The sequence below is a fragment of the Propionicicella superfundia DSM 22317 genome (genome assembly GCF_000423465.1).
GTDB classification, from domain to species: domain Bacteria; phylum Actinomycetota; class Actinomycetes; order Propionibacteriales; family Propionibacteriaceae; genus Propionicicella; species Propionicicella superfundia.
Genome location: NZ_KE384022.1, coordinates 31,297 through 53,696, shown reverse-complemented (window position 1 = coordinate 53,696; position 22,400 = coordinate 31,297). Strand labels below are relative to the sequence as shown.

The 22,400-nt window shown below is 70.2% G+C and carries 22 protein-coding genes and 1 CRISPR repeat array (1 of these 23 running past the window's edge); of the genes, 17 read left to right on the top strand and 5 right to left on the bottom strand.

What is annotated here, in order from left to right; translation table 11 throughout:
• Window positions 1-36 precede the first annotated feature (36 nt).
• From G555_RS0113825 to G555_RS0113815, 3 genes are read left to right on the top strand one after another with little or no spacing between them, the layout of a single operon-like run.
• Window positions 37-720, top strand: coding sequence for an MSMEG_4193 family putative phosphomutase (locus G555_RS0113825; RefSeq protein ID WP_028709318.1), 684 nt, complete (start codon window positions 37-39; stop codon window positions 718-720).
• Window positions 721-729: 9 nt separating this feature from the next.
• The gene (locus G555_RS0113820) at window positions 730-1,275 is read left to right on the top strand and encodes a DUF3090 family protein (protein WP_028709317.1); all 546 of its coding nucleotides are present in this window, start codon (window positions 730-732) and stop codon (window positions 1,273-1,275) included.
• Entirely contained in the window at window positions 1,265-2,050 is a 786-nt protein-coding gene (locus tag G555_RS0113815) for an SCO1664 family protein (RefSeq protein ID WP_245581282.1), read from the top strand. The genes G555_RS0113820 and G555_RS0113815 overlap by 11 nt, the downstream gene beginning before the upstream one ends.
• 74 nt (window positions 2,051-2,124) lie before the next feature.
• On the opposite strand, the gene glmS is transcribed toward G555_RS0113815, so the two are convergent.
• Both glmS and G555_RS0113805 read right to left on the bottom strand, forming a co-directional pair.
• On the bottom strand, window positions 2,125-3,945 hold the full coding sequence (gene glmS, locus G555_RS0113810) for a glutamine--fructose-6-phosphate transaminase (isomerizing) (protein ID WP_028709315.1): 1,821 nt from the start codon (window positions 3,943-3,945) through the stop codon (window positions 2,125-2,127).
• A gap of 51 nt (window positions 3,946-3,996) precedes the next feature.
• Window positions 3,997-4,269, bottom strand: coding sequence for an HU family DNA-binding protein (locus tag G555_RS0113805; RefSeq protein WP_028709314.1), 273 nt, complete (start codon window positions 4,267-4,269; stop codon window positions 3,997-3,999).
• A 292-nt stretch (window positions 4,270-4,561) separates the two neighbouring features.
• Between G555_RS0113805 and mshC the strand changes: the two genes are divergently transcribed.
• The 7 genes from mshC (at window position 4,562) to G555_RS0113770 (ending at window position 11,634) form a co-directional block, all read left to right on the top strand.
• The gene (gene mshC / locus G555_RS0113800; protein WP_028709313.1) at window positions 4,562-5,815 is read left to right on the top strand and encodes a cysteine--1-D-myo-inosityl 2-amino-2-deoxy-alpha-D-glucopyranoside ligase; all 1,254 of its coding nucleotides are present in this window, start codon (window positions 4,562-4,564) and stop codon (window positions 5,813-5,815) included.
• Between the two features lie 29 nt (window positions 5,816-5,844).
• A complete protein-coding gene (locus G555_RS0113795; RefSeq protein ID WP_028709312.1) occupies window positions 5,845-6,111 on the top strand; it encodes a phosphoribosyl-ATP diphosphatase in 267 nt (88 codons plus the stop codon).
• A gap of 21 nt (window positions 6,112-6,132) precedes the next feature.
• On the top strand, window positions 6,133-6,996 hold the full coding sequence (gene hisG / locus G555_RS0113790; protein ID WP_028709311.1) for an ATP phosphoribosyltransferase: 864 nt from the start codon (window positions 6,133-6,135) through the stop codon (window positions 6,994-6,996).
• A 213-nt stretch (window positions 6,997-7,209) separates the two neighbouring features.
• Window positions 7,210-8,733, top strand: coding sequence for a xylulokinase (locus tag G555_RS0113785; protein ID WP_028709310.1), 1,524 nt, complete (start codon window positions 7,210-7,212; stop codon window positions 8,731-8,733).
• 76 nt (window positions 8,734-8,809) lie between these two features.
• The gene (locus G555_RS0113780) at window positions 8,810-9,847 is read left to right on the top strand and encodes a zinc-dependent alcohol dehydrogenase (RefSeq protein ID WP_028709309.1); all 1,038 of its coding nucleotides are present in this window, start codon (window positions 8,810-8,812) and stop codon (window positions 9,845-9,847) included.
• Window positions 9,848-9,909: 62 nt separating this feature from the next.
• Window positions 9,910-10,554, top strand: coding sequence for a class II aldolase/adducin family protein (locus G555_RS0113775; protein WP_028709308.1), 645 nt, complete (start codon window positions 9,910-9,912; stop codon window positions 10,552-10,554).
• 33 nt (window positions 10,555-10,587) lie between these two features.
• Window positions 10,588-11,634 (top strand): NAD(P)H-dependent glycerol-3-phosphate dehydrogenase, encoded by a 1,047-nt coding sequence (locus G555_RS0113770; protein WP_028709307.1) that lies wholly within the window; start codon window positions 10,588-10,590, stop codon window positions 11,632-11,634.
• A gap of 69 nt (window positions 11,635-11,703) precedes the next feature.
• Here G555_RS0113770 and G555_RS0113765 read toward each other — a convergent pair whose 3' ends face one another.
• The 3 genes from G555_RS0113765 to G555_RS21435 all read right to left on the bottom strand — a co-directional run bounded on the left by G555_RS0113765 (window position 11,704) and on the right by G555_RS21435 (window position 14,674).
• The gene (locus G555_RS0113765) at window positions 11,704-12,357 is read right to left on the bottom strand and encodes a hypothetical protein (protein ID WP_028709306.1); all 654 of its coding nucleotides are present in this window, start codon (window positions 12,355-12,357) and stop codon (window positions 11,704-11,706) included.
• A 13-nt stretch (window positions 12,358-12,370) separates the two neighbouring features.
• Window positions 12,371-14,161 (bottom strand): lipase family protein, encoded by a 1,791-nt coding sequence (locus G555_RS0113760; protein ID WP_036923134.1) that lies wholly within the window; start codon window positions 14,159-14,161, stop codon window positions 12,371-12,373.
• A 75-nt stretch (window positions 14,162-14,236) separates the two neighbouring features.
• Complete coding sequence (locus G555_RS21435) at window positions 14,237-14,674, bottom strand: PH domain-containing protein (protein WP_169337929.1); 438 nt, start codon at window positions 14,672-14,674, stop codon at window positions 14,237-14,239.
• 281 nt (window positions 14,675-14,955) lie between these two features.
• Here G555_RS21435 and G555_RS0113750 point away from each other — a divergent pair, with 281 nt between their 5' ends.
• The 7 genes from G555_RS0113750 (at window position 14,956) to pheT (ending at window position 21,620) form a co-directional block, all read left to right on the top strand.
• The gene (locus G555_RS0113750; protein ID WP_051209232.1) at window positions 14,956-15,414 is read left to right on the top strand and encodes an SseB family protein; all 459 of its coding nucleotides are present in this window, start codon (window positions 14,956-14,958) and stop codon (window positions 15,412-15,414) included.
• Between the two features lie 254 nt (window positions 15,415-15,668).
• Entirely contained in the window at window positions 15,669-16,376 is a 708-nt protein-coding gene (gene infC / locus G555_RS0113745) for a translation initiation factor IF-3 (RefSeq protein ID WP_425413853.1), read from the top strand.
• A gap of 24 nt (window positions 16,377-16,400) precedes the next feature.
• On the top strand, window positions 16,401-16,598 hold the full coding sequence (gene rpmI, locus G555_RS0113740) for a 50S ribosomal protein L35 (RefSeq protein WP_028709302.1): 198 nt from the start codon (window positions 16,401-16,403) through the stop codon (window positions 16,596-16,598).
• Between the two features lie 96 nt (window positions 16,599-16,694).
• Window positions 16,695-17,060, top strand: coding sequence for a 50S ribosomal protein L20 (gene rplT, locus G555_RS0113735; protein WP_028709301.1), 366 nt, complete (start codon window positions 16,695-16,697; stop codon window positions 17,058-17,060).
• A 2-nt stretch (window positions 17,061-17,062) separates the two neighbouring features.
• Window positions 17,063-17,869, top strand: a complete 807-nt coding sequence (locus G555_RS0113730; protein WP_028709300.1) for a TrmH family RNA methyltransferase — start codon at window positions 17,063-17,065, stop codon at window positions 17,867-17,869.
• 114 nt (window positions 17,870-17,983) lie between these two features.
• Window positions 17,984-19,093, top strand: coding sequence for a phenylalanine--tRNA ligase subunit alpha (gene pheS, locus G555_RS0113725; RefSeq protein ID WP_028709299.1), 1,110 nt, complete (start codon window positions 17,984-17,986; stop codon window positions 19,091-19,093).
• A gap of 28 nt (window positions 19,094-19,121) precedes the next feature.
• Window positions 19,122-21,620, top strand: coding sequence for a phenylalanine--tRNA ligase subunit beta (gene pheT / locus G555_RS0113720; protein WP_028709298.1), 2,499 nt, complete (start codon window positions 19,122-19,124; stop codon window positions 21,618-21,620).
• Between the two features lie 224 nt (window positions 21,621-21,844).
• Window positions 21,845-22,400: direct repeats of the CRISPR family, unit length 34 nt; unit sequence GTCCATAGGGACATCTCGCGAAACAGCGAATTGA (it continues 131 nt past the right edge of the window).

Genomic DNA, 22,400 nt, shown 5'->3' with positions numbered 1-22,400 from the left:
ACGGCCCCGTGCCCGCAGCCGCCGTACACTGCGGCAATGCCCACACTGCTCCTCGTCCGGCACGGACGGTCGGACGCGAACACCGCCGGCATCCTCGCCGGCCGCGCCCCCGGCGTCCACCTGGACGACACCGGACGCGCGCAGGCGACCGACCTGGCCGGGCGCCTCGATGGAGTGCGGCCGTCCGTGGTCGTCGTCTCGCCGCTGGAACGATGCCGCGAGACCGCCGATCTCGCGTTCCCGGGAGTCCGGGCCGTCGTGGACGACAGGCTGGGGGAGTGCGACTACGGAGACTGGACGGGACGACGGCTCGCCGAGTTGAAGGACGAGGCGCTGTGGGCCGAGATCCAGTCGCGCCCGACGACGGTCGCGTTTCCCGGCGGTGAGGCGATGTCGGCGCTGTTCGCCCGTGTCACGGCCGTCGTCGAGGACTGGTCGGCACGGGTCGCCGCCGAGTTCGGCCCGTGGGCGGCGTGGGCCGCGGTGTCGCATGCCGATCCGATCAAGGCGGCGGTCGCCGGCGCGATCGGGCTGCCGCTGGATCGGTTCCAGGCGCTGATCGTCAACCCGGCTTCCGTCAGCGTCCTCCACCGCGGCGCGGATCGCTGGGCGCTCGTGTCGCTCAACGGTCTCGCCGGTCCGGTCGCACCCCTCGTCCCGCAGGCCCCGCCGGCCGAGCCCGGCGGGGGCGCCGGTGTGGGCGCGGCGGCGACGACCTAAGGTGGACCCATGGCCAGGATCACGCACCGGCTCGAACAGCCGGACCGTTTCGTGGCGGGAACCATCGGACGGCCCGGGGAGCGCACGTTCTACATGCAGGCGCGGCAGGGAAACCGTCTCGTCAGCGTGGTGTGCGAGAAGGAACAGGTGCAGATCCTCGCCGAGCACCTCAACCGGCTGATGGATCAGATCTCCCTGGTCGTGGAGGACGTCGGCGATCCGGGCACGCTCCCCGAGGCCGTCGACGCCGAGCCGCTCGACCTGCCGCTCATGGCGGACTTCCGTGTCGGCACGATGTCGATCGCGTGGGACATCGCCGCTCGCCGGATCCAGGTCGAGCTGTTCGCGACCGACGCGACCGACGAGGACGTCGCCGAGGAGGAGGCCGACGGCGAGTCCCTGGTCGTGCAGTTGCCGATGGAGATGGGTCGGGAGTTCGTCGCCCGTGCTCTCGCGCTGGTGAGGGCGGGCCGCCCGCCGTGCCCGCTCTGCGGCCAGCCGTTGGACGCGGAGGGTCACGTCTGCCCCCGTCTGAACGGCTACCGTGCCCTCTGATCTCGACCTGGTCGCCGCCGCCGATCCGCGCGAGCCGGTCGAGTTCGGTGAGCTGACCGTCGTCGGGCGACTCGTCACGGCCACGAACGCGACGTTCCTCGTCGAGACGGGTGCCGACGGGCTGGCCGCCGTGTACAAGCCGGTCGCGGGCGAGGCTCCGTTGTGGGATTTCCCCACCGGCACGCTGGGCAGGCGGGAGGTCGCCGCGTACCGGTTGTCCGCCGCCGCGGGTTTCGGTGTCGTGCCGTTCACCGATCTGGTGACCGGACCGCTCGGGCCCGGGTCGGTGCAGTGCTGGGTCGACGCCACCGAGGATCCGCTGGTGGACGTGATCCGGACCGATGAGCTGCGTCCCGGCCAGTTCCCCATCGTGTCGGGAGTCGATGACGAGGAGGAGCCGGTGCTCGTCGTCCACGCCGACGACGGCCGGCTGCGGCGGCTGGCCCTGTTCGACGTCCTCGCCAACAACGCCGATCGCAAGGGCGGGCACGTGATCCCGGCGGGCGAGGTGGCCTACGGCGTGGACCACGGTGTGTGCTTCCACCACGAGCACAAGCTCCGCACCGTCCTCTGGGGGTGGGCGGGCGAACCGCTGACCGACGAGGAGGCGGCCCTCGTGGAGGCTGCGCGGCAGGCCGCGCCCGACGCGCTGGGCGTCCTGGGATCGGAGGTCGAGGTCGCGGCGACCGTGTCGCGGGCCGAGGCGCTGCTGACCGCGGGCAGCTTTCCGCATCCGTCCGACCTGTGGCCGGTCATCCCCTGGCCGCCGGTGTAGGCGGCCTCGGCGGCGGCTCCCCGGTCAGTGGCGGCGTTGCGGTCTCGGCGATGCGGGCGCGCTCGACGGCGACGTCACTCGACGGTGACGGACTTGGCGAGGTTGCGGGGACGGTCGATGTCGTGCCCCAGCGCCAGCGCTGCGTGATAGGCGAGCAGTTGCAGCGGAATGGTCAGCAGGATCGGATCCAGTTCCGGCTCGTTCTTCGGCACGACCAGGGCTTCCACGGACCCGGGCAGTTCGACGCCCGGGTGCGTCACGGCGAGGATCGGCCCGCGGCGGGCCTGGATCTCGTGGACGGTGCCGAGGTTTCGGTCGAGCAGGTCGTCGTCGGGGATGACCGCGACACTCGGAAGGTCTTCGCTGATGAGGGCGAGGGGGCCGTGCTTGAGTTCGCTCGACTGGTACGCCTCGGCGTGCAGGTACGACACCTCCTTCAGCTTCTGGGCGCCTTCGCGGGCGACGGGGTAGCCACGCACCCGGCCGAGGAAGAACATGCTGGACGCCCGTGCCAGCCGCCGGGCGGCCAGCGCGTAGGCCTGCTCCTCGGCGAGGATCTCGGAGATCTGGCCGGGCAGCCGCCTCAGACCGGCCAGGATCCGCGCGCCGTCGGCGTACGAAAGGTCGTGGACCCGTCCCAGCATGAGCGCCAGCAGCGCGAACCCGACGCCCATGTGGGTGAGCGCCTTCGTGGAGGCGACGGCGATCTCGGGCCCGGCGTGCAGATACACGCCACCGTCGCAGGCGCGGGCGATGGACGATCCCACGACGTTGATCAGCCCGATGACCCGGCCGCCTTTGCGCTGGATCTCGCGGACGGCGAAGAGCGTGTCGGCGGTCTCGCCGGATTGGCTGACGGCGACGTAGAGCGTGTCCGGTTCGACGATCGGGTTGCGGTAGCGGAACTCGGATGCGGCCTCGGCGTCGGCGGGGATGCGGGCGAGGTCCTCGATCATGGACGCGCCGACCTGGCCGACGTAGTACGCCGACCCGCAGCCGAGGATCTTCACCCTGGTGAATGCACGCAGCTCGCGCGGCTCCAGCCGCAGTCCGTCGAGGCGGGCCGTGGCGAACCGCTCGTCGAGACGGCCGATGAGCATCCGTTCGAGGGTCTCGGGCTGCTCCCAGATCTCCTTGTGCATGAAGTGGCTGTGGCCGCCGATCTCGAGCTCGTCGGGGCTCAGATCGATGGTCTCGGGTGACTTGGACACGGTCGCGGCGTCCAGGGTGAAGGTCAGGAACCCGTCGGCGGTGACGGTGGCGACCTCGCCGTCCTCGAGGTGGACGATCTGGCTGGTGTGCCGGACCAGCGCACCCACGTCGCTGGCGGCGAACATCTCCCGCTGGCCGACGCCGAGGACGAGCGGCGAGCCGTTGCGGGCGACGATGACCCGGTCGGGATGGTCGGCGCTGAGCACGGCGATCGCGTAGGTGCCGGTGACCTGGTGGAGCGCGGCGAGCACCTTCTTCTCCAGGGTGTCGCCGTCGGCCCGCTCGATGAGGTGGGCGAGAGCCTCGGTGTCGGTGTCGGAGGCGAGCGACACGCCGTCGTCGGCGAGTCGCTGCCGCAGTGCTGCGGCGTTGTCGAGGATCCCGTTGTGGACGACGAGGATGCGGCCGGACGCGCTGGCGTGGGGATGGGTGTTGGCGTAGGTGGCGGGGCCGTGGGTGGCCCAGCGGGTGTGCCCGATGCCGATCGTCCCCGCGAACCGCTTCGGGAGGGCCTCCTTCAGGTCGCGGACCCTGCCGACCGTGCGGACGACCTTCGGCGCGGCGCTGGGCGTGAGGACGGCCAGCCCGGTCGAGTCGTAGCCGCGGTATTCGAGCCTGCCGAGGCCCTCGACGAGAAGCGGCGCGGCCTGCTGTCCTCCGACGTAGGCGACGATTCCGCACATCTGGTGACTCCTGTCTGGTCGTGTGGCCGGTGTCCTTCAGGGGCCCGCCGGTCAGCCGTAGACGAGGCGGCGCAACTGCCGCTCGCTGAGCTCGGGTGCCCGGAACCGTCCCGCGCGGATCTCGCGTTGGAGCGCGGGGAAGATCTCGGTGTTGTGCATCCCCCGGTTCTGCAGGGCGCTGTGGCGGCGCCGGACGTACTCCTCGACGGTCTCCCCGAGGTAGGCGAGCACGTCGTCGACGACTCGAGCCGCCTCGCGGGGTGTCAGGCCCGTCGTTGCAGCGACGCGCGAGACGAGCTCCGGGTGATTCACGTCCTCGATCATGGCCCGCCCCTGGGGCGAATGCCAAGAATCTGCCCAAAATCGGGCACGTGCTGCGTATTGCAGCGTCGCTACGGCTTTTCCAACGGGATGGGCCGCCGACACGCCGTCCATTCGGTGCCGAACGCCGCATTCGGCATCCACGTCCGCCGACCCGGCCCGAGCGGGTATCGGGATCCGTACCTCGTCATGGCGACATCACCCGGGACGCGTCGAGGCGGGTACCCGTCCCCTCCGCCCGGGACGGCGTGGACCCGGCCGGTGAGGCGCGGATCCGGTTGGTAGGTTTCGGCGCATGAGATCGTGGCAGAGCCCCGTCGTCCCCCGGCTTGCGGCGTCGGGGGAGCGTCCGCGCGTCTTCGACACGGCCTCGCGGACCCTTCGGCCGGTGGGCGACGCGCAGACGGGTGCCGCGCGCATGTACGTGTGCGGCATCACGCCGTACGACGCTACCCACATGGGGCACGCGTTCACCTACGTCACCTTCGACCTGCTCAACCGCATCTGGCGCGCGGCGGGACTGGACGTCCGCTACGTCCAGAACATCACCGACGTGGACGATCCGCTGCTGGAGCGGGCGACCGCGACCGGCGTCGACTGGACCGAACTGGCCACCGGGCAGATCGACCTGTTCCGCGCCGACATGGAGGCGCTCCGCGTCCTGCCTCCCGATGAGTACATCGCCGTCACGGAGTTCATCGACCCGGTCGTGGAACTCATCGAACGTCTCGCCGCCGAGGGCAGCGTCTACCAGCTCGACGACCCCGAGTATCCCGACTGGTACTTCCGCTGTCGCCATGGCGGCGGCATCGGAACGATCAGCCACCTGTCCGAGGACGAGGCGCTGGCCGTCTTCGCCGAGCGCGGCGGCGATCCCGAGCGCCCGGGCAAGGCCGATCCGCTGGACTGTCTCGTGTGGCGGCTGGAGCGACCGGGTGAGCCGAGCTGGGACTCGACCCTGGGACGGGGCCGCCCCGGGTGGCATGTCGAGTGCACCGCGATCTCGCTGCAGCATCTGGGGCCGCGATTCGACGTCCAGGGCGGCGGCAGCGACCTGGCCTTCCCGCACCACGAGATGTGCGCCGCGCAGGCCGTCGCCGCCACGGGAGAGCCCCTCGCCGAGGCGTTCGTGCACTCCGGCATGGTCGGGCTCGACGGCGAGAAGATGTCCAAGTCGCTGGGCAACCTCGTCCTCGTGTCCACACTGCGCGCCGAGGGATCCGACCCCATGGCGCTCCGGCTCGCGCTGCTGGCACACCACTACCGCGCGGACTGGTTCTGGACATCCGCGGACCTCGCCGCCGCGGAGGTGCGCCTCGACAGGTGGCGTCGCGCCGCCGCCCGCCCGGCAGGGGAGGCCGCCGACGCGACGGTCTCCGAGATCGGCGCGGCGCTGTGCGCCGACCTCGACGCCCCGGCGGCACTGGCCGCCGTGGACGCCTGGGCAGAGCGCACCCTGAACGGCGTCGGCAGTGTTCCCGGCGCTCCCGCCGACGTCGCGCGCGCCGTGGACGCGCTGCTCGGCGTGGACCTGAACCCCGCGGTGTGAGACCGCGCCCCGCTTGAGGAGAGGACGACGTGAGCAAGACGTTTGAGGAGCTTTTCGCCGAACTGCAGGAGAAGGCGGCGACCCGCCCGGACGGATCCGGCACGGTCGCCGAACTCGACGAAGGCGTCCACTTCATCGGCAAGAAGCTCGTCGAGGAGGCCGCCGAGGCGTGGATGGCGGCCGAGTACCAGTCGCGCGCCGAGGCGGCCGAGGAGATCAGCCAGCTTCTGTACCACGCACAGGTCATGATGGTCGCGCTGGGCATGGATCTGTCCGACGTGTACGAGTATCTGTAGACCTCGGCTACATTGACCGGCGTGACGAACCAGCTCGAACCGTTGAAGATCGCCGTGCCCAACAAGGGATCGCTCTCCGAGGCGGCGACCCAGATGCTCCGCGATGCCGGCTACCGGCAGCGGCACGACAACAAGGAACTCGTGCTGGTCGACGAGGAGCACTCGGTCGAGTTCTACTATCTGCGCCCGCGCGACATCGCCCTCTACGTGGGCGAGGGGACGCTCGATCTCGGCATCACGGGCCGGGACATGCTGCTCGACTCGGGAGCCAACGCCGAGGAGATCATGGCGCTCGGATTCGGCGGCACCCGGTTCCGCTTCGCCGGCCCGTCCGGCCGCGAGTACGAGACGGCCGACCTGGAGGGTCACCGGATCGCGACCTCCTACCCGGGCCTGGTGGAGCAGTACCTGGCGACGCGCGGCATCTCCGCCCGGCTGATCCGCCTCGACGGCGCGGTGGAGAGCTCGATCAGGCTCGGCGTCGCGGATTTCATCGCAGACGTCGTGGAGACCGGCACGACGCTGCGTGCCGCGGGGCTGACGGTGTTCGGCGAGCCGCTGCTGCAGTCCGAGGCGATCCTCATCCGTCGCGCCGGGACGCCGGAGACGCCCGCTCTGGGGCAGCTCTCGCGTCGCCTGTCGGGGGTGCTCGTCGCCCGGGACTACCTCATGATCGACTACGTCGTGCCGAAGGTGCGGCTGGCCGAGGCGTCCCGGATCACCCCCGGGCTGGCCTCGCCCACCGTGTCGCCGGTCGAGAACGAGACCGAGGTCGCCGTCCGGGCGATGGTGCCGGCGAAGAAGATCCACGCCGTCATGGACGAGCTCCTCACCGTGGACGCCGAGGCGATCGTCGTCACCCGGCTGGCCTCGTGCCGGCTGTGATCCTCGGGCCCGGTTCGTAGGTCGCCGGAGGCGTCCCCGCCAACGGAGGAGACGCAGGCAAAGCAGCGTCTGAGCGTTCTCCGGCTCCGCAGGTGTGCGGACGAGGGGAGCGGCTACTGTGGTTCAGTCGGGTCGCCGATGATCCGACGGCTCGGCAGAAGGCCGAGCGACGCCCGTGAACGGCTCGTTGTCGAGCCGAGACTGTGAGGATTCATGAACGATCCGCTGGTCATTGCCATCGACACGTCCACCACCTCCACCAAAGCGATCATCGTTGACGCATCAGGCACGGTGCTGGCGCAGGGCAAGGAAGAAATCACCCTCAAGAACCCGCAGACAAGCTTCTACGAGCACGATCCGCTGCAGTGGTGGTCGACCACGAACAACGCCATCAGCCAAGCGCTGTCGGTGCTCAGCCCGGCGCAGCGGGACCGCATCGTCGCCATGGGCGTCACGCATCAGCGCGAGACGTTCGCCCCCTTCGACCGTGACGGCAACCCTCTGCGCGACGGCATCCTCTGGATGGATGGGCGCGCCGCCGACCAGATCCTGCGCTACGGGTCGCCCGAGATCCACGCGCTGTCCGGCAAGCCCGCCGACATCACGCCCGCGCTGTACAAGATGGCGTGGGTCAAGGAGAACCAGCCGGGCACGTTGGAGAAGGCGTACAAGGTCGTGGACGTCCACGGCTACGTCGTCTACAAGCTGACCGGGCAGTGGGTCTCGTCCGTCGCGTGTGCCGACTCGCTGGGCCTGTTCGACATCGCGAAGCAGGACTACGATCCCAAGCTCCTCGACATCGCGGGCGTGACCCGCGAGCAGATGAGCGACCTGAAGAAGCCCGGCGAGATCATCGGCCCGATCTCCCGCGAGATCACGCGGGCCTGGGGCCTGTCGCAGGAGATCGTCCTCGTCGCCGGGATGGGTGACGGGCAGGCCGCCGGCGTGGGTGCCGCCGCCGTCGACGCCGACACGATGTACCTGAACCTGGGCACCGCTGTGGTCGCGGGCGTGCACGGTCCGAACTACGCCTACGGCAAGGCGTACCGGACGCTGGCCGCGGGCATTCCGGACTGGTACGACTTCGAACTGCTGCTCAGCTCGGGGGCCTACCTGGCCACCTGGTTCCGCGAGGAGCTGGGCGATCCGCGGCTCGGCGCGCGGCCGGATCCGAAGCTGGAGGCGGACGCGAGCGCCGTTCCGGCGGGGTGCCTCGGCCTGATCACGATGCCGTACTGGAACGCCGTCCAGACGCCGCACTGGGATCCGATCGCCCGCGGCGCCGTCGTCGGCTGGCGCGGGATCCACGGCCGGGCCCACATGTACCGCTCCATCCTCGAGGCCATCGGCATCGAGATGCGTCGCGGTCTGGAGGGGCTCGAAGGGGACACGGGCAACAAGATCACCCAGATCCGCGCCATGGGCGGCGGCACCCGCAGCCCGCTGTGGCGTCAGATCATGACCGACGCCATGGGTGTGCCGATCACCGCGTGCACCGAGGACGAGATCTCGGCGCTCGGCGCGGCGGTCGCGGCGATGTCGATCACGGGCGTCCACGGCGCCCCTGACATCGCGACGTACGCCAAGGCGATGGCGAAGTTCGGCGACACGACCGAGCCCGACGAGGAGAAGTACGAGCTCTACGGCGAGATCGCCGACATCCAGGGGAAGATCTACCCCGCCCTGCAGGGTGTCACCTCGGAGATCCACGAGTTCATGCAGCGTCACCCCGACTGAGGTGCGGGCGGGCGCCGGAGAGCCGATCCGACCGAGTTCCACGAAACCGACTAGCTGAAAGGGAAGGTGCCGCACGATGCGTGCGTACATGTTCTACGGTCCTGGGGACCTCCGTCTCGAGGACATCGAGCCCGAGAAGGCGGGTCCCGGAGAGGTCGCCGTCGAGATCCATGCCGCCGCAACGTGCGGCACCGACCTGAAGAGCTACCGGCGTGGTCACCCGACGCTCTTCCCGACGCTGCCGGCACGCTTCGGTCACGAGTTCTCCGGCTACGTGTCCGAGGTCGGGGAGGGCGTGACGAAGTTCAAGGTCGGCGACCGCGTGGTCGCCGCCAACACCTGTCCGTGCGGCAGTTGCTGGGCGTGCACGATCGGCGAGGAGTCGCTCTGCGAGAACCTCTCGTACCTCAACGGGGGTTTCGCCGAGCAGATCGTCATCCCGGCCAACATCGTCGCGCGGAACACCTACCAGATCCCCGACACGCTGCCGTTCGAGGCGGCCGCCCCGCTGGAGCCGCTGTCGACCGTCGTCCACGGCATGGCCATGAGCGGGATCAAGCTCGGGGACACCGTCGTCGTCAACGGCGCCGGTCCCATCGGCCAGATGTATGTCCGGCTCGCACAGTTGCGCGGTGCGACGGTGATCTCGGCGGATCGGTCCGCGGGACGTCTTGCGCAGGCCGAGCAGGCAGGTGCCATCGCGACTGTGAACCTGACCGGGTTGGAGACCCCGGCCGAGTGCGCCGCGGCGATCCGGGAGGTGACCCCGTTCGGGCGGGGCGCCGACGTCGCGATCGAGGCCGTCGGCCTGCCGGAGGTGTGGGAGCAGACCTGGCAGTGCCTGCGTCCCGGCGGCACGGCCGTCATGTTCGGCGGCCCGAAGGCGGGCTCGACCTTCAGCGTCGACGCCGTCGCGATGCATTACAAGGAGTACAAGATGGTCGGGGTGTACCACCACGCCCCGCGCTACGTGCAGATCGCCGTCAAGCTCCTGTCGAGCGGGCAGTTCGACGGCATGACGCTGTGCACGGAGGTGCGCCCGCTGGAGGCCCTGGTGGAGAGCCTGGAGGACATGTCCAAGGGCATCGGCAGCAAGTACATCCTGAAGCCGTGACGGGCGCACCGCGCCCGGACGATCAGCAGGACAACGAAGAGAACCTAGGAGAAGAAGCGCCAATGTTGTTGGAGAAGGAGCGTCAGCAGATCGTCGAGACCTGCCTGACGATGCAGCGGCTGAACCTCGTCGTCGGCACCGCGGGCAACGTCTCGGTCCGGGTGGGCGACCATGTCGCGATCTCGCCCAGCGGCGTCGAGTACGACGTCATGCGGGCCGAGGACGTCGTCGTGACCGACCTGTCGGGCAACCTCGTCGAGGGCGCGCTGAAGCCGTCCAGCGAGTTGCCCCTGCACCTGTCGGTGTACGCCGCGACGGATGCCGGAGCGATCACGCACAACCACGCTCCGGCGTCGACCGCGCTCGGTCTGATCGTGGACGAGATCCCGACGTCCCACTACTACTCGTCGATGTTCGGCGGCGCGATCCGGGTCGCTCCGTACGCGACGTTCGGCACCGACCAGTTGGCGATCAACGTGTCCGAGGCTCTCAAGGACCGCCAGGGTGCGCTGATGAGCAACCACGGCGCCATCACCATCGGCCCGAACCTGCCCAAGGCACTGAGCCTGCTGCCGTACCTGGAATACATCTGCGAGATCCAGTTGCGCGTCATGGCGACCGGGCTGCCGGTGAAGATCCTGTCCGACGAGCTCATGGCCGAGGCAGGCTCGCTCATCAAGGGCTACGGCCAGCAGCCCACCAAGTAGCGCACGTCCAACCAGCCAACGGGAAGGGAAGATATGCCGAAGATCGTCGTACTCGGTGCGGGCGCCATGGGCTCGGCCCTGTGCACGCCGCTTGTCGCGGCCGGGTGGGAGACCCGGCTGTGGGGCACGTGGCTCGATGACCACCTCCTCGACGCATGCGAGCAGGGCCTGCCTCATCCGCGGACCAACGTTCCGCTGGCGAAGGGCACCCTGCTCTACCGTTCCGGGCAGTTGGAGGAGGCCCTCGACGGGGTCGACGCGGTGTTCTTGTCGGTCGCGTCCCAAGGCGTGCCGAAGGTCACCGAGCTGGCCCTGCAGGGGATCTCGCAGGCGAAGGTCCTGCTCGTCACGTCGAAGGGGTTCTGCCCCGACGACCAGGGAAGGATCGAACTCCTGCCGCAGGCCATCCGGCGGATCGCCGCCGAGCACAACGCGACTCTGCCCCCCATCGTGGGCGTCGCCGGACCGTGCAAGGCCAACGAGGTGGCCGAGGGCAAGCCGACCGCCACGATCTACGGCTCCCTCGACAGGTCCGTCGCCGAGGACATGGCTCGCCGCATCTCGACCGATGTGTACTGCATCGAGCCGACGGGCGACGAGGTCGGCGTCGAGGTCTGCGCCCCGATGAAGAACGTGTACGCGATCTCGCTGGGCGTTGCCGATGGGCTGGAGGAGGCGACGGGCTTCCCGCATCACAACCTGAAGGCGGCGACGTTCGCCCAGGCCGTGCGGGAGATGTCCCTGCTGTCCACGGTGCTGGGTGCCGACCCGGTGACGGCGTTCGGCCTGGCCGGCGTCGGCGACCTGGAGGTGACCGGGCTCTCCGGCCGCAACAAGGTCTACGGGTTGCGGATCGGCCGGGGCGAGCCCGCGGTCGACGCGCTGGACGCGATGGTCGCGGCGGAGCAGACGGTCGAGGGCGTGCCCGCGGCCGGTCTGGCGAAGACGCTCGTCGAACAGCTCGGTGACGGACTGCCCGCAAAGCTGCCGTTGTTGCAGGCGGTGCTGCGCGTGATCTCGGGCGAGCAGCCGCCGCTCGACATCATCTCCGCAGCCGTGATGCCGCCGAAGCTGGCCTGACGACCACAGTTCGCGCGGCCGGGTCCCCTGGGGATCCGGCCGCGTCGCGTGTCCGAGGATCCTGCGGGATCACGACTCCCGGTCCGGCGCCAGCTCCATCCACGCGGGGAGCCTCGCGTCGAGGTCGGTCAGCGTCCGAGCGTCCGTGTCCGGGCTGGTGCGGATGGTGATCCCGCGCGGTGTCAGGCGGGATCCGTGGATCGCCTCGGCGCCGAGTTCGGTGGTGACGACACGGATCGTCGCGGCAAGTTGCTCCGGAGCGGCGGGGAAGTCCTCGTGTGCGATGGCCACTCCCGCGGCGGCGGCCTGCGCCGTGACCCGGGCGACTGCGGACCGGTCGGGCCGATGCCACAGCAGAGTGAGATCCGCCCCTGGTGCGGACGTGCAGCCCACGTATCCGGCCGCCTCCAGCGAGCGGTCCTGTTGAAGATCCACGAGGAAGCGGAGTCTGGCGTCCGCCTGGAGCCCGAGAAGCTCCACCGTCTGGGTCGAGTCGGCTGAGCACAACGAGGCTGCGAACGCTCGCGAGATGCCCAGGGCGACGGCGATCTGGGCGACGTCGGCGCCTCGGGCGGTTGCCCTCCGACACTCACGCGAGACGGCCCGGAGCGCGTGGCGGCCGGTCTCGGCGGCCTGCTCCATCGAGCCCAGGGCGGCCCGTAACAACTTGCCGGCATGGGCGAGGCCGTCCTGTTCGGGCGGCCCGGCCGAGTGTCGCTCCATTGCTCACGGCCTCTCAGCGTTCGGTCGTGCGGCAGCCGGTCGGCGCGGCGGCGCCGGCGAAGCGCTCCTGCGTCCATGCGACGAGATCGGGGACGAGGGGCGAGTCGGGCTGGACGAGGGGGACGTGGTCACGGCCCGCGTACACCCGGTAGTCGACCTGCTGCCCCTGGCTGCAGAGCCCCGCCACGTAGGCGTCCTGGATGGACCTGGCGACGACGGCGTCGGCGCCACCCTGCCCGACAAGGAGCGGGGCACTGATCGTCGCGGGCGGGGTGTTTTCGGCGAAGCGCCGTCCGAGCGCCCCCGATGCGGGGTCGTCGGTGGAGAACTCGGGATCGTCGGCCATGCCCAGCGCGGACAGCACCGACGCGAGGGAACCCGGCTCGGAGAGGCAGCGGGTGGCCATCGCGCGCAGAGTCGCCTCGGCGCCGGGCCGGACATAGTCGCGGTAGGTGACGTCGGGATAGATCGACGTGTACGCCGCGAGGACGAAGGAGGCCAGCACGCTTCCGCCCGTCGCGGTGGCGAGCCGCGACACGAGTCCGGCCAGGTCGCTGGCGGGGGCGAGGGCTGCGACGCCGGCGAGTTCGACGTCCGGCGCGTAGGACGACGCCAGCGCGCCGGTCCACAGCGCCGCCCCGCCGCCCTGGGAATGGCCCCACGCGACGGTCTCCGTGCCGATCCGGGCGTCGGCGAGCCCGCGGGCGGCGCGGACGGCATCGAGGGTGGCGTGAGCACTGTCGGCGCCGATCAGGTACGGGTGCGGTCCTTGCGTGCCGAGGCCGATGTAGTCCGTCGCGACGAGCGCCCAGCCCTGGGCGATGATCTCGGGAAGCAGGAACAGCGCCCCCGACTCGAACGGCTGGGTGAGCAGCGACGGTGCGCAGTTCTCGGCATAGCCGGTCGTGCCGTGCGCCCAGGCGATGACGGGCCAGTCTCCGGCGCCGACGCGCGGGACCACGACGAGCGCGCTGGCGACAGCCGCCGACCCGTCGCCGCGCGTGGTGGTGTACAGGATGCGCCAGGCCTGAGCGTCCGCCGGAACCTCGCGGCTGAAGGCCTCCGCGCGGATGAGCTGTCCGGGCTCGTCCGGGACGTCCCGCGGAGCGGCGTAGAAGTCGTCGACCACCGGGGAGCCCTGCCGCAGGATCACGCTGACCGAGGCGGCGGCGATGGCGACGACCAGAGCGAGGCAGGCGGCGATCGTCGTCGACCACCGGCGCAGCCGGCCAGGTGCGCGGGGGACCGTCGTCCGCGGACGTGCGAGGGCGCCCCACGCCGTGGTGGCACCCATCACGACGAGGTATCCGCCGAAGGCGACCGACACCACGAGCAGGGTGATGTCGGGCCATGCCAGTGCGACGACGCCGAACAGGATCCCCGCCGCACCGAGCGCCCAGCGCGAGACCCGGATGTCGGCGGTGGAACTGCGGGCGAAACCGGCGACGAGCGTGGCCCCGCCCTTCAGGATCAGGCCGGCACCCACGACGACCGCGATGATGCGGATCGTGAGCCCGGGGAGGACGAGGACGAACACCCCGGCCGCCACCCAGGCGCACGCGACGACGATTCGCAGCAACGGCGGCCGGGAGCCGTCGTCGTGATCGACCGCCTCCGCGATCCCGGCGACGACGAAACCGGCCCCGATGAGCAGCGCGAGGATGCCCAGGGAGGTCGTCGGGCGCGTCAGAAGCACGGCTCCGAGGAGAACGAGGAGGATTCCGATCACGACACGAAGCCATGCGGGCGAGCGGCGCAGGAGCGCCGCGGCGCGTCCGCCTGCGCGCACAGAATCATCGATCATGGAACTCAGCATGGTGAACAGGCGGCTGTCTGACAAGGAACGCCACTCGGGGAGCGCGAGCCTGCGATGGCCTGGTCAGGCCTGAGTCGCGCGCTCCCGCAGCCAGGCGACGGCGTCGATGGCGCGCTGCCGGTCCGTGGCCTGGATGCCGAGCATCGCGATCCGCTTGGGGTCGTCGGTGTCGCCGGTGAGGATCACATACGCCCAGGGATCGCCGTGGCGGAAGCGGATGGAGCCGATCTCGCCCCAGCTCACCCGGCGCGTGAACGGGCCGTTGCGGATCGCGAGACCACGGTCGTCGACACGCACCGCGCTGAACCCGAGCAGCAGCATCGCGGCCACCATGAACCCCAGGATGATCAGCAGCGTCACGAGTTGGAACGCGGTGAACTGTGCTCGGATGTGGGCGGGCAGCAGGAACCACCCGAGCAACGCGGCCCCCGTGATGGCCGCGGACAGCGCGATCGCGAAGGCGCGCGTACGCACCGGGCGAAGGACGCGCTCGGCGGGCATGGCGCCCACCATAGCGACCCCCGTTCGCTCCTCGCCGGTCTGAGTGCTGGCGGGTTGACCGCCAGGTTGCGAGGCATACCGCCCCGGTGGGTGCGAGCCTTGAACGGTGACCGCCAGGTTGCGCGGCATACGGCGCCTCCCGCGGGTCTGGTAACACGCGCAACCTGGCGGTCATCCGCAGTGGTCGGGGACGACCCCCGGGGTATGCCGCACAAGGTGGCGGTCAGCGCAGCGGCGAGCCCGGTTGGACACCCGGCGCCTGTTCGTGGTGGGGTCGGGGCGTGCTGCTGAAGGACTCGGGAGAGGCCGACCCGGAGGTCCGCCGGGCGATCGCGGACGCGGTGGCCGACGGCGGTGTCGACGCGTACCTGCGCGCTGTCGCCCACCTGTGCCTCGCACGGCTGTATCTGCCTTTCATCGATTCGCGCGAGCCCGGCGCCCGGCGCCCCGACCTGGGGACTGTGTCGCTGGAGACCGGGGGCGTGCGCCGGCTGCTGGCGTTCACCGGTCGCGACGCCGTGCAGGCGTGGCGCTCGCACGCGTGGCCGCACCCGGCCACGCTGGACGAGCTGGCGGCGACCGCGGTCGAGGCGGGGGCGGCCGAACTGCTCGTGGACGTCTCCGGACCGGTGCCCTTCGTCGTCGGAGAGGAGATCCTCTCCGAACTCGCCCAGGGACGCCGCCTCGTCGCGCTGGCCGACGGGTTCGGCTGGGCGCGTCTCGCGCCGGGCGACCCGTGAGCGGTCGGGGTGCAGCCCGCTCGCACGTCGGCTCCCGGACCGGCTCCTCGATTACCCATCGGCGAGGCCGTCGGCTAAGCTTGGTCGACGGTTCGGCATGCACGCCGGGCCTTCTCGCGAAGCGGAGACCTGTTCTCCCACCTGGCCGGACCGCACGTCGTCCGGCGGGTCATGCGGGCCGGTGGTCGCCGGCCCCTTGGAACAGGGCTTCTGCATGCGCGCAGGAGCCCATTCGTACGTCCCGGAAACAACGCATTCATACAGGAGGAAGCATCAGCACAGAACCGCGCATCAACGACCGGATCCACGTCAACGAGGTCCGGTTGGTAGGGCCGAACGGTGAGCAGGTCGGCATCGTGCGCATCGAGGACGCTCTGCGTCTTGCCCGCGAGGCGGATCTCGACCTCGTGGAAGTGGCGCCGCAGGCACGTCCGCCGGTCTGCAAGCTCATGGACTACGGCAAGTACAAGTACGAGACCGCCCAGAAGGCTCGCGACAGCAGGCGCAACCAGACCAACACGGTCATCAAGGAGATGAAGCTCCGCCCGAAGATCGACGAACACGACTACGAGACCAAGAAGGGTCACGTCGTCCGGTTCCTGCGCGGCGGCGACAAGGTGAAGATCACCATCATGTTCCGTGGCCGCGAGCAGAGCCGTCCCGAACTCGGGTTCAACCTGTTGAAGAAGCTGGCCGACGATGTCTCCGAGGACGGGTTCGTCGAGTCCAGCCCGAAGCAGGACGGCCGGAACATGCTGATGGTGCTGGCGCCGACACGGAAGAAGACCGAGGCGCGGGCCGAGCAGGCCGCCGAGCGCGATCGCCGGGCGGCCGCGCGGGCCGCCGACGCCGAGGCCGAGAAGCAGGAGCAGGCCACCAGCCGCGAGGCGGCGAAGTCGGCTGCTCCGACGAAGAAGCGGCGCGGGCCGGCCGACAATCTGGACCCCGACATCGACCTGTAAGAAGACGAGGAAACGGAGCGGCACATGCCGAAGATGAAGACGCACTCTGGCGCCAAGAAGCGGTTCAGGGTCACCGGAAGCGGGAAGATCATGCGTCGCCAGGCCGGCAAGATGCACCTGAACGAGCACAAGTCCTCTCGGCGGACGCGGCGCCTCACCGGCGACGTCCTGCTCGGCGGGAGCGGCGACGTGCGCAAGGCGAAGAAGCTGCTGGGCAAGTAAGTCCCGGCCTCATGATCCCTGCGGCGTGCGCCGCATCCGAATCGCGCCGAGAGGTGCAACCGGCCCGGGAGGGCCGTCAGAGCAAGGAGTCAACCGATGGCACGCGTGAAGCGTTCGGTCAATGCCCACAAGAAGCGCCGTGAGGTTCTCGACGAGGCGTCGGGGTACCGGGGGCAGCGTTCGCGGCTGTACCGCAAGGCCAAGGAGCAACTGCTCCATTCCTACACCTATGCCTACCGGGATCGTCGCGCGCGCAAGGGCGACTTCCGCAGCCTGTGGATCCAGCGGATCAACGCCGCTGCCCGGGCCGAGGGCATGACCTACAACCGGTTCATCGCCGGGCTGCGGATGGCCGGTGTCGAGGTCGACCGCAAGATGCTGGCCGAGCTCGCCGTCTCCGATCCGGCTGCCTTCACCGCCCTGGTGGAGGTTGCCCGCGGCGCAGCCGCCGACGCGGCCTGACCATGAACACGCAGGACCCGGTCGGCCTCGCGCCGGTCTCGAAGGGTCGGATGCAGGCGATCCGCAAGCTGCTGCAGCGGAAGGGACGCCGTAACGAGGGCAAGTTCCTCGCCGAGGGCCCTCAGGCGGTACGGGAGGCGTTGCTGCGTGGCGGGGTCGATGAGCTGTACATCGTCACGGAGACGGCCCATCACCATCGCGGGCTGATCGAGATCGCCCATGAGCAGGGCGTGGCCGCGTTCGGCGGCACCGAGCAGGATCTGGCGTCGATCTCGTCGACGGTGACCCCGCCGGGCATCGTCGCTGTGGCGTCCTTCCTGGACGTCCCGTGGAGCGAGGTGATCGCGGCGAGGCCGCGGCTGCTCGTGATCTGCGACCAGGTGCGCGATCCCGGCAACGCCGGCACCGTGATCCGGTGCGCCGACGCGTTCGGGGCCGACGCGGTCGTCCTGACCGAGGACTCTGTCGAGGCGTACAACCCGAAGACGGTGCGCGCCACGGCGGGCAGCCTGTTCCATGTGCCGATCGTCGTCGGGATGTCGCTGTCCGACGTCGTCACGGACTGCCGTGCGGCGGGGATGCAGGTGCTGGCCGCGGACGGCGACGGCGACATGCTGCTGCCCGACATGGACGCCGCGGTGCCGACGGCCTGGCTGTTCGGCAACGAGGCGTGGGGTCTGCCGGCGAATCATCTCGAGATGGCCGACCGCAGCGTCGCCGTCCCGATCTTCGGCGAGGCCGAGAGCCTGAACCTCGCCACCGCCGCGGCTGTCTGCCTGTACGTGAGTGCCACGGCCCAACGCGCCTGAACGAAGGAAGAAACGTGCACACGGCCCCCGCTGTCTCGATGGGATGGCGGGCGTCGTGTCTGTGGGCGCCCTGCCGGCGTCACCGCGCCTGAGGAAGTCAAAGGGAGGGGGCCCATGAGCGGGCCGAACACCAACTACGACCCTGTGGAGGTCGCACCGCTTTCGGCCGAGTCGCTGGCCGAGATGGTCGCCGAGGCTCGGTCGGCGTTCGCCGCGGCCGACACGGTCGCCGCCTTGAAGCAGGCGCGCAGCGAGCATCTGGCCGAGCGGTCGCCGATCGCGCTCGCCAACCGCGAGATCGGTGCCCTCCCGCCGCAGGCCCGCAAGGACGCCGGGCAGCGGATCGGCGCGGCGCGCGGCGAGATCCAGGCGGCGTTCGCGGCCCGGCAGGAGGAGGTGGCCGCCGCGGAGCTGGCGCTGACCCTCGCCGCCGAGCAGGTGGACGTCACGCTGCCGGTCTCGCGCCGGCCCGTTGGTGCTCCGCACCCGATCACGGCGCTCATGGACCTGATGGCCGATGTGTTCGTCGCGATGGGCTGGGAGGTCGCCGAAGGCCCCGAGGCGGAGGGGGAGTGGCTGAACTTCGACGCGCTCAACCTCGACTCGGACCATCCGGCCCGCGGGACGACCGACACGCTGTTCCTCTCGCCGCTGGAGCGGCATGTCGTGCTGCGCACGCACACGTCCCCCGTGCAGATCCGCTCGTTGCTGGATCGTGAGCTGCCGGTGTACGTGGTGTGTCCGGGAAAGGTGTTCCGGGCCGACGAGTTCGACTCGACCCATGTCCCCGTGTTCCATCAGATCGAGGGCCTGTGCGTCGACAAGGGCATCTCGATGGCGCATCTGAAGGGCACTCTCGACCATCTCGCGCGGCAGATGTTCGGGGATGTCCGCACGCGGATGCGTCCCAGCTACTTCCCCTTCACCGAGCCGTCGGCGGAGGTCGACCTGGAGTGCTTCGTGTGCCACGGCGCCTCCGTCGGCAATCCCGACGCCCCGTGCCGGACCTGCCGGTCGGAGGGCTGGATCGAGTGGGGCGGCTGCGGGGTCGTGAACCCGCGTGTCCTCGCGGCGTGCGGCGTCGACACCGCCGTGTACTCCGGTTTCGCGTTCGGCATGGGCATCGAGCGGACGCTCATGTTCCGCAACAACGCCACCGACATGCGCGACATGGTCGAAGGCGACATCCGGTTCAGCAGGCAACTCAAGGGTGCGGCCCGGTGACGGCCGCCGAGAGGGAAGTGACGACGCGATGAGGGCACCCCTGTCATGGCTGCGCGAGTACGCCGACCTGCCGGAGGACATCACGGGGCGTGAGCTGGCCGAGGTGCTGATCCGGGCCGGGCTCGAGGTCGAGACCGTCGACGAGTTCGGCGCCGACCTGGACGGTCCGCTGGTGATCGGCCGGGTGCTGGACTTCGTCGAGGAGCCGCAGAAGAACGGCAAGACGATCCGTTGGTGCCACGTGGACGTCGGCGAGCACAACGGACCCGAGGGCAACCGGGGGATCGTCTGCGGAGCGCTGAACTTCGACGTCGGCGACCATGTGGTCGTCGCGCTGCCCGGAACGACGCTGCCGGGAGGGTTCCAGATCTCGGCGCGCAAGACATACGGGCACATCTCCGACGGCATGATCTGCGCCGAGGACGAGCTGGGCATCGGCGACGACCACACCGGCATCTGGGTGCTGGGCGAGGCGAATGACGCCGGTGTCCCGTGGACGCCGGGCGTCCTGGCCGTGCCCGCGCTGGGGCTGCGCGACGACGTCCTCGACATCGCGGTGACGCCCGATCTGGGGTATTGCTTCTCGATCCGCGGGCTGGCGCGCGAGGCCGCGCAGGCGCTGGAGGTGCGGTTCCGGGATCCCGTCGCGAAGCCTGTGCCGACGGCCGTCGCGGACGGCTACCCGATCGACCTGCGGTCGGAGAACTGCCCGCTGTTCGTGGCCCTCGGTGTCGACGGTGTCGATCCGGGCCGTCCGTCCCCGATCTGGATGAAGCTGCGGTTGCGGCAGGCGGGCATGCGCTCGATCTCGCTGGCCGTGGACATCACGAACTACGTCATGCTCGAGACCGGGCAGCCGCTCCACGCGTACGACGCGGAGCGGCTCGCCGGGCCGATCGTCGTGCGCCAGGCCGGCACGGGGGAGACTCTCGTCACGCTGGACGACGTCACCCGCCAGTTGGACCCCGACGACCTGCTCATCGTCGACGACTCGGGGCCGATCGGCCTGGCCGGTGTGATGGGCGGCGAGTCGACGGAACTCCGGGAGTCCACGACGCGGATCGTCGTCGAGGCCGCGCAGTTCGCGTCGGGGTCGATCGCGCGGACGTCCCGGCGGCACAAGCTCGGCTCGGAGGCCGCGAAGCGCTTCGAGCGCGGTGTCGATCCGGCTGCGGCCTATGCGGCGGCGCACCGGGTGGCCGAACTGCTCGCGTCGCTGGCGGGCGGCACGGTTTCGGAGGCCGAGACCGTCGTCGGAGCCGTCTCGACGCCGCCGCGCACGAGCATCCAGGCCGATCTGCCGACACGCGTCCTGGGGATGCCGGTGTCCCGCGAGCGGGTCATCGAGATCCTCGAGGCGAGCGGGGTGGACGTCGTCGCGCTCGGCGACACGCTCACGCTGACGCCCCCGACGTGGCGTCCCGACCTGCGCGATCCGTACGACTATGTGGAGGAGGTCGGCCGCAAGACGGGGCTCGACCTGCTGCCGTCGGTCGTCCCGGCCGCCCCGGTGGGGCGCGGGCTGACCCGCGCCCAGCGCCTGCGGCGACAGGTGGACGCCGCGCTCGTCGGCGCCGGGTTCGTGGAGGTGCTGTGCTTCCCGTTCCTCGGGACCGAGGCGCTCGACAGGCTCCAGGTGCCGGCCGACGACCAGCGTCGGCGGCTGGCGCGGCTGGAGAACCCGTTGGCCGACACCGAGCCGTACCTGCGGACGACGCTGCTGCCGGGGCTGCTGGCCGCGGTCGCGCGGAACACGAGTCGCGGTAACACCGACCTGGCGCTCTTCGAGACCGGTTCGGTGTTCCTGGGCGGGCAGGAGGCGTTCGCGCCGCTCCCGTCGGTCGACGGACGGCCGAGTGACGAGGAGCTCGCCGCCATCCAGGCCGCGCTGCCGGTGCAGCCGACGATGCTCGGGGGCGTGGTGACCGGCGAGTGGGTCGGGGCGGGGTGGCAGGGTCCGGCCGTCGCTGCGGGCTGGCAGCAGGTGGTGGACGCGGTCCAGGTCGCCGGCCGGGCGGTTGGGCTGGAGTTGACGCCCGTGCATGCCGAGCTGGCACCGTGGCATCCGGGCCGGTGCGCGCGGTTCGAGGCGGACGGGCGCGTCCTCGGGTACGCGGGTGAGCTGCATCCCACCGTGTGCGAGGCGATGGGCGTTCCGGCGCGGACCGCCGCCTTCGAGATCGTGCTCGACACGCTGCTGACGGTCGCTCCCGGCGCGGGCTCGCTGGACGTCCTTTCGACGCACCCGATCGCCAAGGAGGACGTGGCGCTGATCGTGTCCGCCGACGTCCCCGCGGCCGATGTGGCCACCGCGCTGCGCGCGGGCGCCGGGGAACTGCTCGAGTCGCTGGCGCTGTTCGACGTGTACGAGGGGCCGCAGGTGGGCGAGGGCAAGAAGTCGCTCGCGTACGCGCTGCGCTTCCGGGCGCCGGACCGGACGCTCAAGGACGCCGAGACCGCCGCCGCGCGGGACGCGGCCGTCGCCACGGCGGCGGAGCGGTTCGGGGCGGTGCAGCGCACGTTGTGACGCGTGTCATCTCGACGACACCCGACCGGGGTGAGGCGGTCATCGGCCGGGCGCTCAGTGATGTGTTCGCGCGTCGCGCAGTGGCCCGACTTCCGTGTATCCACTGCGACAAGGGGAAACACGGCTTCGGACGCCCCACAGAGGCGCACCGGGCGGCTTCTCGGGGCGATGCCGTGCGGGCGTTCGGTGTTCCTCCTTGTCAGAGGGCGTGTCCCGAGGGTAGGGTCCATAGGGACATCTCGCGAAACAGCGAATTGAAACCCGACCAGTGAACCAGACCTCCAGCCGGGTCGTCCATAGGGACATCTCGCGAAACAGCGAATTGAAACACAGGTGCGCGATCGTCCACCCGCCGATCGCACCGATGGTCCATAGGGACATCTCGCGAAACAGCGAATTGAAACAGACTCTCACCGTGGCGTTCGGCATAGCTGATGGCGTCGGTCCATAGGGACATCTCGCGAAACAGCGAATTGAAACCATGGTCTGTGCGATCACCTCTTCGACTGTGGTGCCGGTCCATAGGGACATCTCGCGAAACAGCGAATTGAAACCTCGATCCGCTCGCCCCTCGCGAGCTCCGCGGCGGTCCATAGGGACATCTCGCGAAACAGCGAATTGAAACTCGGGGATCGTCACGGGGAGTTGTGACAATCCGTGGCTCCGGGTCCATAGGGACATCTCGCGAAACAGCGAATTGAAACGCGTGATATGGGGGGTGTAGTTCTGCAGCTGGTAGTCCATAGGGACATCTCGCGAAACAGCGAATTGAAACCGCAC